The organism is Lentzea sp. NEAU-D7 (assembly GCF_026242055.1).
In the GTDB taxonomy this organism is placed as follows: Bacteria; Actinomycetota; Actinomycetes; order Mycobacteriales; family Pseudonocardiaceae; genus Lentzea.
Map to the genome: position 1 here is coordinate 356,661 of NZ_JAPJDL010000005.1, position 7,046 is coordinate 363,706.

The 7,046-nt window shown below is 67.8% G+C and carries 4 protein-coding genes; all 4 read left to right on the plus strand.

What is annotated here, in order from left to right; all coding sequences use genetic code 11:
- The first annotated feature begins 132 nt into the window (after nt 1–132).
- A complete protein-coding gene (locus ORI60_RS14150; protein WP_266036569.1) occupies nt 133–3,063 on the plus strand; it encodes an AfsR/SARP family transcriptional regulator in 2,931 nt (976 codons plus the stop codon).
- A 44-nt stretch (nt 3,064–3,107) separates the two neighbouring features.
- Nucleotides 3,108–4,361 carry a serine--tRNA ligase gene (serS, locus tag ORI60_RS14155; RefSeq protein ID WP_266036571.1) on the plus strand — a complete coding sequence of 418 codons (1,254 nt, stop codon included), beginning with the start codon at nt 3,108–3,110 and terminating at the stop codon, nt 4,359–4,361.
- Between the two features lie 146 nt (nt 4,362–4,507).
- The gene (locus ORI60_RS14160; protein ID WP_266037639.1) at nt 4,508–5,683 is read left to right on the plus strand and encodes an FG-GAP repeat domain-containing protein; all 1,176 of its coding nucleotides are present in this window, start codon (nt 4,508–4,510) and stop codon (nt 5,681–5,683) included.
- A gap of 32 nt (nt 5,684–5,715) precedes the next feature.
- Nucleotides 5,716–7,046: FG-GAP repeat domain-containing protein (locus ORI60_RS14165; protein ID WP_266037640.1), on the plus strand; the 1,331-nt coding region annotated here is incomplete at its 3' end.

The following is a 7,046-nucleotide window of genomic DNA, read 5'->3' on the forward strand; positions in this document are numbered from 1 at the left end:
TTTCGCGACCTTTGAAGCGTGACCACGCATCCCCGTCTGGTGCATTCTCGTAACTCGATGGGGTGGACTTGGGGGGATGCAGTGCGTGTGCTCGCATTGGGGCCGGTCGAGGTGTGGGACGGGGACAGAAAGGTGGCCCTCGGAGGGCCCAAACCCAGAACGTTGCTGGTGGCGTTGCTGCTCCAGTTGAGGCAGGTCGTCACTGCCGACCGGCTCGTGGACCTGATCTGGGACGAGTCACCGCCGCAGAGCGCAGCCGCCCTCGTTCACACCTACGTGTCGTCGCTGCGGCGGGTGGCCGGGCAGGCACTGGTCACCCGAGCACCGGGCTACCTCCTCGACGTCGAGTACAGCGACATCGACGAGTTCACCCGGCAGGTGTCGCTGGCGCGGCAGGCCGAGCGGGACGACGATCCCGCGACCGCGTTCCGCCACTACGAACGAGGACTCGAGCTCTGGCGGGGTCCCGCGCTGCACGGGATCGAGGCGAACTTCGCCAGGGGCCACGCCCTGGCCCTGGAGGAGTCACGCCTGTCCGCCCAGGAAGGACTCGGCCGCTGCGAGCTGGCCCAGAGCCGGTTCGAGGACGCGATCGGACGACTGTCCGCGCTGGCGCACTCCCACCCGGCGCGTGAGGACACACGACTGCTGCTGATGAACGCGTTGTACCGGGCGGGCCGGCAGGCCGACGCGCTCGCCGTGTACCGCGAGGCGCGGACCTACCTCCTCGACGAGCTCGGGATCGAGCCGGGCGAGAAGCTCCAGACGTTGCACCGGCAGTTGCTGGCCGGGACGCTCGAGATCCCGCTGCTCGCCGCCGCACCCGCGCGGAACGCCGTCGTGCCGCACCACCTCCCGCCGGACATCAGCGACTTCACCGGCCGGCAGGACGCGTTGGCGCAGGTGCTGGCCGTCGCCGCCGCACCGGCGAACACGACGTCGACCCCGACCGTCGTCATCTCGGGCTTCGGTGGCGCCGGCAAGTCCGCGCTCGCCGTGCGCGCTGCTCACCTGCTGCGCCGCGACTACCCGGACGGTCAGCTCTTCGCCGATCTCCGCGGCTCCGAGCGGGATCTGCGATCGCACGAGGTCGTGGGACGGTTCCTGGGCCTGCTCGGCGTTCTCGGCAAGGACCAGCCGGACGGGATCGACGAACGCGTCGAGCTGTACCGGCGCCTGGTCGCCGACCGCAAGCTGGTGATCGTCCTCGACAACGCCCGCAACGAGAGACAGGTGCGCTCGCTGTTACCGGGCAACCCGAACTGCTTCGTGATCATCACGAGCCGTTCACGCCTGACCGGCCTGGAGGGGGCGGACCCCGTCGAGCTGGGGCTCCTCGAGCCGGAGGTCAGCGCGGAGATGCTCAGCCGGATCGCGGGCGAGCAGAGGGTGAAGGCGGAGCCGGAGTCGGCCCGGCACATCGTCGAACTGTGCGGCGGCGTGCCGCTGGCCCTGCGCGCGGCCGCGGCCAAGCTGCTCGCCCGCCCCCATTGGCCGCTGCGCACGCTCGCGAAACGCCTGTCCGACGAGCGGCGAAGGCTCGACGAGCTCACCGTCGGTGATCTCGCGATCCGCTCCAGCCTGCGGTTGAACCACGCGGACCTCGACGACCTGCACCGCACGGCGTTCCACCTCCTCGCGGTGCTCGACATGCCCGACTTCGGCGCGTGGGTCGCCGCGCCGCTGCTCCTCGTGGACCTCGACGAGGCCGAGGACGTCGTGGAACACCTGGTCGAGCTCAGGCTCCTCGACGTCGCCGGGGTCGACCACATCGGACGTGTGCGTTACCGCTTCCACGACCTGGTGCAGCTCTTCGGTGCGGAGCAGGCGCCTCTCGACGAGAGCGTCACCACTGCGGTCGGCAGGCTCCTCGCCACGTGGGTGACGCTCGTCGAAGCAGGTTCGAAGCGGTTGCCACGAGTCACGCTGGGTCTGCGCCCCCGGCCCGGCGTGGAGGAGGAGGTCGATCCGCGCCTCGTCGAAGAGGTCGAGGAGAACCCCATGGGGTGGCTGCACTCCGAGACGAGTGCGGTCGTGCGGGTGGTCGAACGCGCGCACGACCTCGGGGCCGACGAGATCACGACGACGTTGATCACGTCGCTGCTGTCGTCGTCGTTCTCGGCCCGCAACGAGTTCGACGGCTGGCAACGGACGCACGACGTGGCACTCCGTGCCGTGCGTGCGCAGGGCAACACGGCGGCCGAGGCCGTCGTCCTGGCCGGGCTCGGGCAGCTGCGGTACGAGCAGGACGACTTCGACGCGGCTCTGACGAACTTCCAGCAGGCGGCCGATCGCGCGGAGCTGGTGGGCGACGACGCCACGTTGGCGGTGGCGCTGGTCGGACTGGGCACGGTGTACCGCGACCTCGCGTCCTTCGACCTCGCGCGGTCGGCGTTGAAACGGGCGGTGCTGCTCGGTGACGACGAGATCGTGGCGGCCGCCGAGTACGGCCTGGGGGCGATAGACCGCGATCTGGGAGATCTGGCCACCGCGGAAACCGCGCTCGAACGCAGCCTCTCGCTCTACCGGAAGCTCGAGGACCAGCGAGGTACCGCACTCGCTCTGCGCGGCCTGAGCCTGTGCCAACGAGCGTCGGGGAAGTTCCTGGAGGCGGTCGAGTCGAGCCGGGAGGCCGAGGCGCTGCTTCGAGTGGCCGGTGACGAGCTCGGGGCCGTGTACGCGGTGCAGTCCTCGGTGAAAGCCTCGCTGCGCGCGGGGTTGTTCGAGGGCCTGGACGACCTGCTGGCCGAGTGCGCCGAGGTCTGCGAGAGGCAACGGGACCGGTTCGGCCTCGCCCTGACGACGAGGACCAGGGGAGAGCTCTCCCTGACCTTGGGAAGGCCCGACGCAGCCGCGCTGCTCTCGGAGGCTCTGGAGCTGTGGACGGAACTCGGCGCACCGCTCTGGCGTGCGCGGACCATGCGCGACCTCGCCGCGGCCACCTCGGACGCCGAGACCTGGACGGCCGCACTCGAGCTCTTCCGGTCGCTCGGGGTTCGCGAGGCCACCGAGCTGGAGGGGATGACCGCGGCCGAGTGGCTGTCGTCGACACGTCTGTCGTAGTGCCCGGCAATATGCGCTGGCGGTAGCCCACTACTCTGTTGAGGGTGATTGACCTCAAGGTGTTGCGCGAGAACCCGGAGATCGTGCGCGCTTCGCAGCGCGCCCGCGGCGAGGACGAGGGCGTCGTCGACAGCCTGCTGTCCGCGGACGAGCGCCGGCGGACCGCCATCTCCCGCGCGGACACCCTGCGCGCCGAGCAGAAGGTGCTCGGCAAGGAGGTCGGCAAGGCCAAGGGCGACGAGCGCGCCGCGCTGCTGGCCAAGGCGAAGGACCTGGCCGCCGAGGTCAAGGCCGCCGAAGCCGAGCAGAACGCCACCGCCGACGAGGTCAACGAGCTCCTCGCCAAGATCCCGAACCTGGTGCACCCGGACGCGCCGGTCGGCGGCGAGGACGACTTCCGCGTCGTCAAGACCGTCGGCGAGCCGCGCGAGTTCGACTTCGAGCCGCAGGACCACCTCGACCTGGGCACGAAGCTCGGCGCGATCGACATGGAGCGCGGCGCGAAGGTCAGCGGCTCGCGGTTCTACTTCCTCAAGGGCGTCGGCGCGCAGCTGGAGCTCGCGCTGCTCAACATGGCGGCGGCGCAGGCCACGGCCAACGGCTTCGAGCTCATGATCACGCCCACGCTGGTGCGGCCCGAGATCATGGCGGGCACCGGCTTCCTGGGCGCGCACTCGAGCGAGATCTACCACCTGCCCGCCGACGACCTGTACCTCGTCGGCACGTCGGAGGTGCCGCTCGCCGGCTACCACGCCGACGAGATCCTCGACGGCGAACGCCGCTACGCGGGCTGGTCGTCGTGCTACCGCCGCGAGGCCGGCTCGTACGGCAAGGACACCCGCGGCGTCATCCGCGTGCACCAGTTCAACAAGGTCGAGATGTTCTCCTACGTCAAGCCCGAGGACGCCGAGGCGGAGCACGCCCGTCTGCTGGGCTGGGAAGAGGAGATGCTCGCCAAGATCGAGGTGCCCTACCGCGTCATCGACACGGCGACGGGCGACCTCGGCACGTCGGCGCACCGCAAGTTCGACTGCGAGGCCTGGGTGCCGACGCAGCAGAAGTACCGCGAGCTGACGTCGACGTCGAACTGCACGACGTTCCAGGCACGCCGCCTGAACGTCCGCTACCGCGACGAGAACGGCAAGTCGCAGATCGCCGCCACGCTCAACGGCACGCTGGCGACCACGCGCTGGATCGTCGCGATCCTGGAGAACCACCAGCAGGCCGACGGCTCCGTGGTGGTCCCCCAGGCGATGCGCCCGTTCATGGGCGGCCTGGAAGTGCTCAGGCCGAGGTAGTCGCGAGCTCCGGCCGTCGCGCAACTGCGACGGCCGGGGCCTGTAGAACCTTGAAAGATCGTTGGAGTCGTCTTGGAGACGGCTTGAAGACGTGAACGACAACCTTTTGGTGCAAGGGAAAACAGTCCCGACACCAAGGGGTTCACATGCTTCGGAACACCGTTGCCGCTGCGCTCTCAGCCGCAGCCGTTGCGCTGCTCACCGCGCCGGCCGCGCTCGCAGCCGCTCCCGCACCGCTCAACGACGACTTCCAGATCCTGCTCTACTGCCAGGAAATCGGCGTGCCCGGTGGCGTCAGCCGCGCCGACATGATGGTCAGATCGCAGCCGTGGATCGACGCCCGCGTTCCCTACAGCCAGGCGGGCTGCCACTCCAACCAGTACGGCAGCTACCGCACCGACTGCTCGGGGTACGTGTCCCTGATCTGGGGCCTCGGCCGGTCCGAGACCACCCTGACGCTGCGGAACTTCTCTTCCCTGATCAACCGCGCAGACCTGCGCACCGGCGACGCCTTGCTCAACGACGGCCACGTCGCGCTTTTCGTCCGCTGGGCCGACGGGGCGCGAACACAGCCCGTCGTTCGGGAGCAGGCGGGACCCAATGGTGCGCCGACCGTCGAGCGCACCTGGTCAGCGGGCACCGCGAGCACCTATGAGCCGCGCCGCTACCACAAGGTGATCGAGGCCCCCACTCCACCTCCGTCCGCGTCCAAGGATTTCAGTGGTGATGGTCGTTCGGACATCGCGGCGATCGATCCCAACGGCACGATGGCGTTGTTCACCGGTGATGGTGCTGGGCGGGTCAACTATGCCACCTCGATGAGTGGTCCGGGTCATTGGGCGGGTCAGCGGCTGGTCACTGCCGGTGATTTCAACGGTGACGGCAAGTCGGATGTTGCGGCGGTTTCGTCCGACGGCACGATGGAGTTGTACACCGGGAACGGCGCTGGTGGCCTGGGCTATTCGAACGCGATGAGCGGTCCGGGTCATTGGGCGGGTCAGCGGATGATCACTGCCGGTGATTTCAACGGTGACGGCAAGACGGATGTTGCGGCGGTTTCGTCCGACGGCACGATGGAGCTCTACGCCGGAAATGGCGCTGGTGGTCTGGGGTACAGCAATGCGATGAGTGGTCCGGGTCATTGGGCCGGTCAGCGTCTGATCACTTCTGGTGACTACAACCGTGACGGCAAGGTCGACGTCGCTGGAATCGACGCGGTCGGCAACCTCGAGTACTACGCGGGCAACGGCGCGGGTGGTCTGGGCTGGGGCGGTTCCATGTGGACCGGCGCCCACTGGGCAGGCTACAAGGCTCTCGCGTAATGCCAACTCGCCAAAATTATCCGGGGGGAATCATGAAATCGACTCTGTTCACCAGAACCACCGCCGCGTTGTTGGTCGCCGGCGCGATCACTCTGGGGCTCACGGCAACCGCATCCGCTCGCACGGTAGCGCCGTGCAGCCCGTCCGGGGTCACGGCGGAGGACAATGCACTCGCAAGCCAGTTGCGTGCTCAGATCGGCTGGATGACGGGCTCCAAGATGTCGTGCGCCAGGGCGGTTGCCCGGCAGGTGAAGGCAAGAGGGCTCGACCTCCGTGCGCTGCACATCGTCTTCACCACCGTGACCACCGAAACCCACTACGACAACATCAGCGTCGCCGAGGACCACGACAGCCTCGGTCTGTTCCAGCAGCGGCCCAGCATGGGCTGGGGAACGCCTGCGCAGCTGATCGACCCGGTCTACGCCACCAACGCATTCCTCGACGCGATGTTCCGCGCCTACCCGAACAATTCGTGGCAGAGCGGAGACATCCCCACCATCTGCCAGCGGATCCAGAAATCGGGCACTCCGGACGGGTCGAACTACCGCAGGGAGCTCGCCCAGTCGACGACCATCGCAAACTTCGTCTGGAACTCGCTCGCCGTTCCGGTGTCCGCGTCCAAGGATTTCAGTGGTGATGGTCGTTCGGACATCGCGGCGATCGATCCCAACGGCACGATGGCGTTGTTCACCGGTGATGGTGCTGGGCGGGTCAACTACGCCACCTCGATGAGTGGTCCGGGTCATTGGGCGGGTCAGCGGCTGGTCACTGCCGGTGATTTCAACGGTGACGGTAAGACGGATGTTGCGGCGGTTTCGTCGGACGGCACGATGGAGTTGTATTCCGGAAATGGTGCTGGTGGTCTGGGGTACAGCAATGCGATGAGTGGTCCGGGTCATTGGGCGGGTCAGCGGATGATCACTGCCGGTGATTTCAACGGTGACGGTAAGACGGATGTTGCGGCGGTTTCGTCGGACGGCACGATGGAGTTGTATTCCGGGAACGGTGCTGGTGGTCTGGGGTACAGCAATGCGATGAGTGGTCCGGGTCATTGGGCGGGTCAGCGGATGATCACTGCCGGTGATTTCAACGGTGACGGCAAGTCGGATGTTGCGGCGGTTTCGTCGGACGGCACGATGGAGTTGTATTCCGGGAACGGTGCTGGTGGTCTGGGGTACAGCAATGCGATGAGTGGTCCGGGTCATTGGGCCGGTCAGCGTCTGATCACTTCTGGTGACTACAACCGTGACGGCAAGGTCGACGTCGCTGGAATCGACGCGGTCGGCAACCTCGAGTACTACGCGGGCAACGGCGCGGGTGGTCTGGGCTGGGGCGGTTCCATGTGGACCGGCGCCCACTGGGC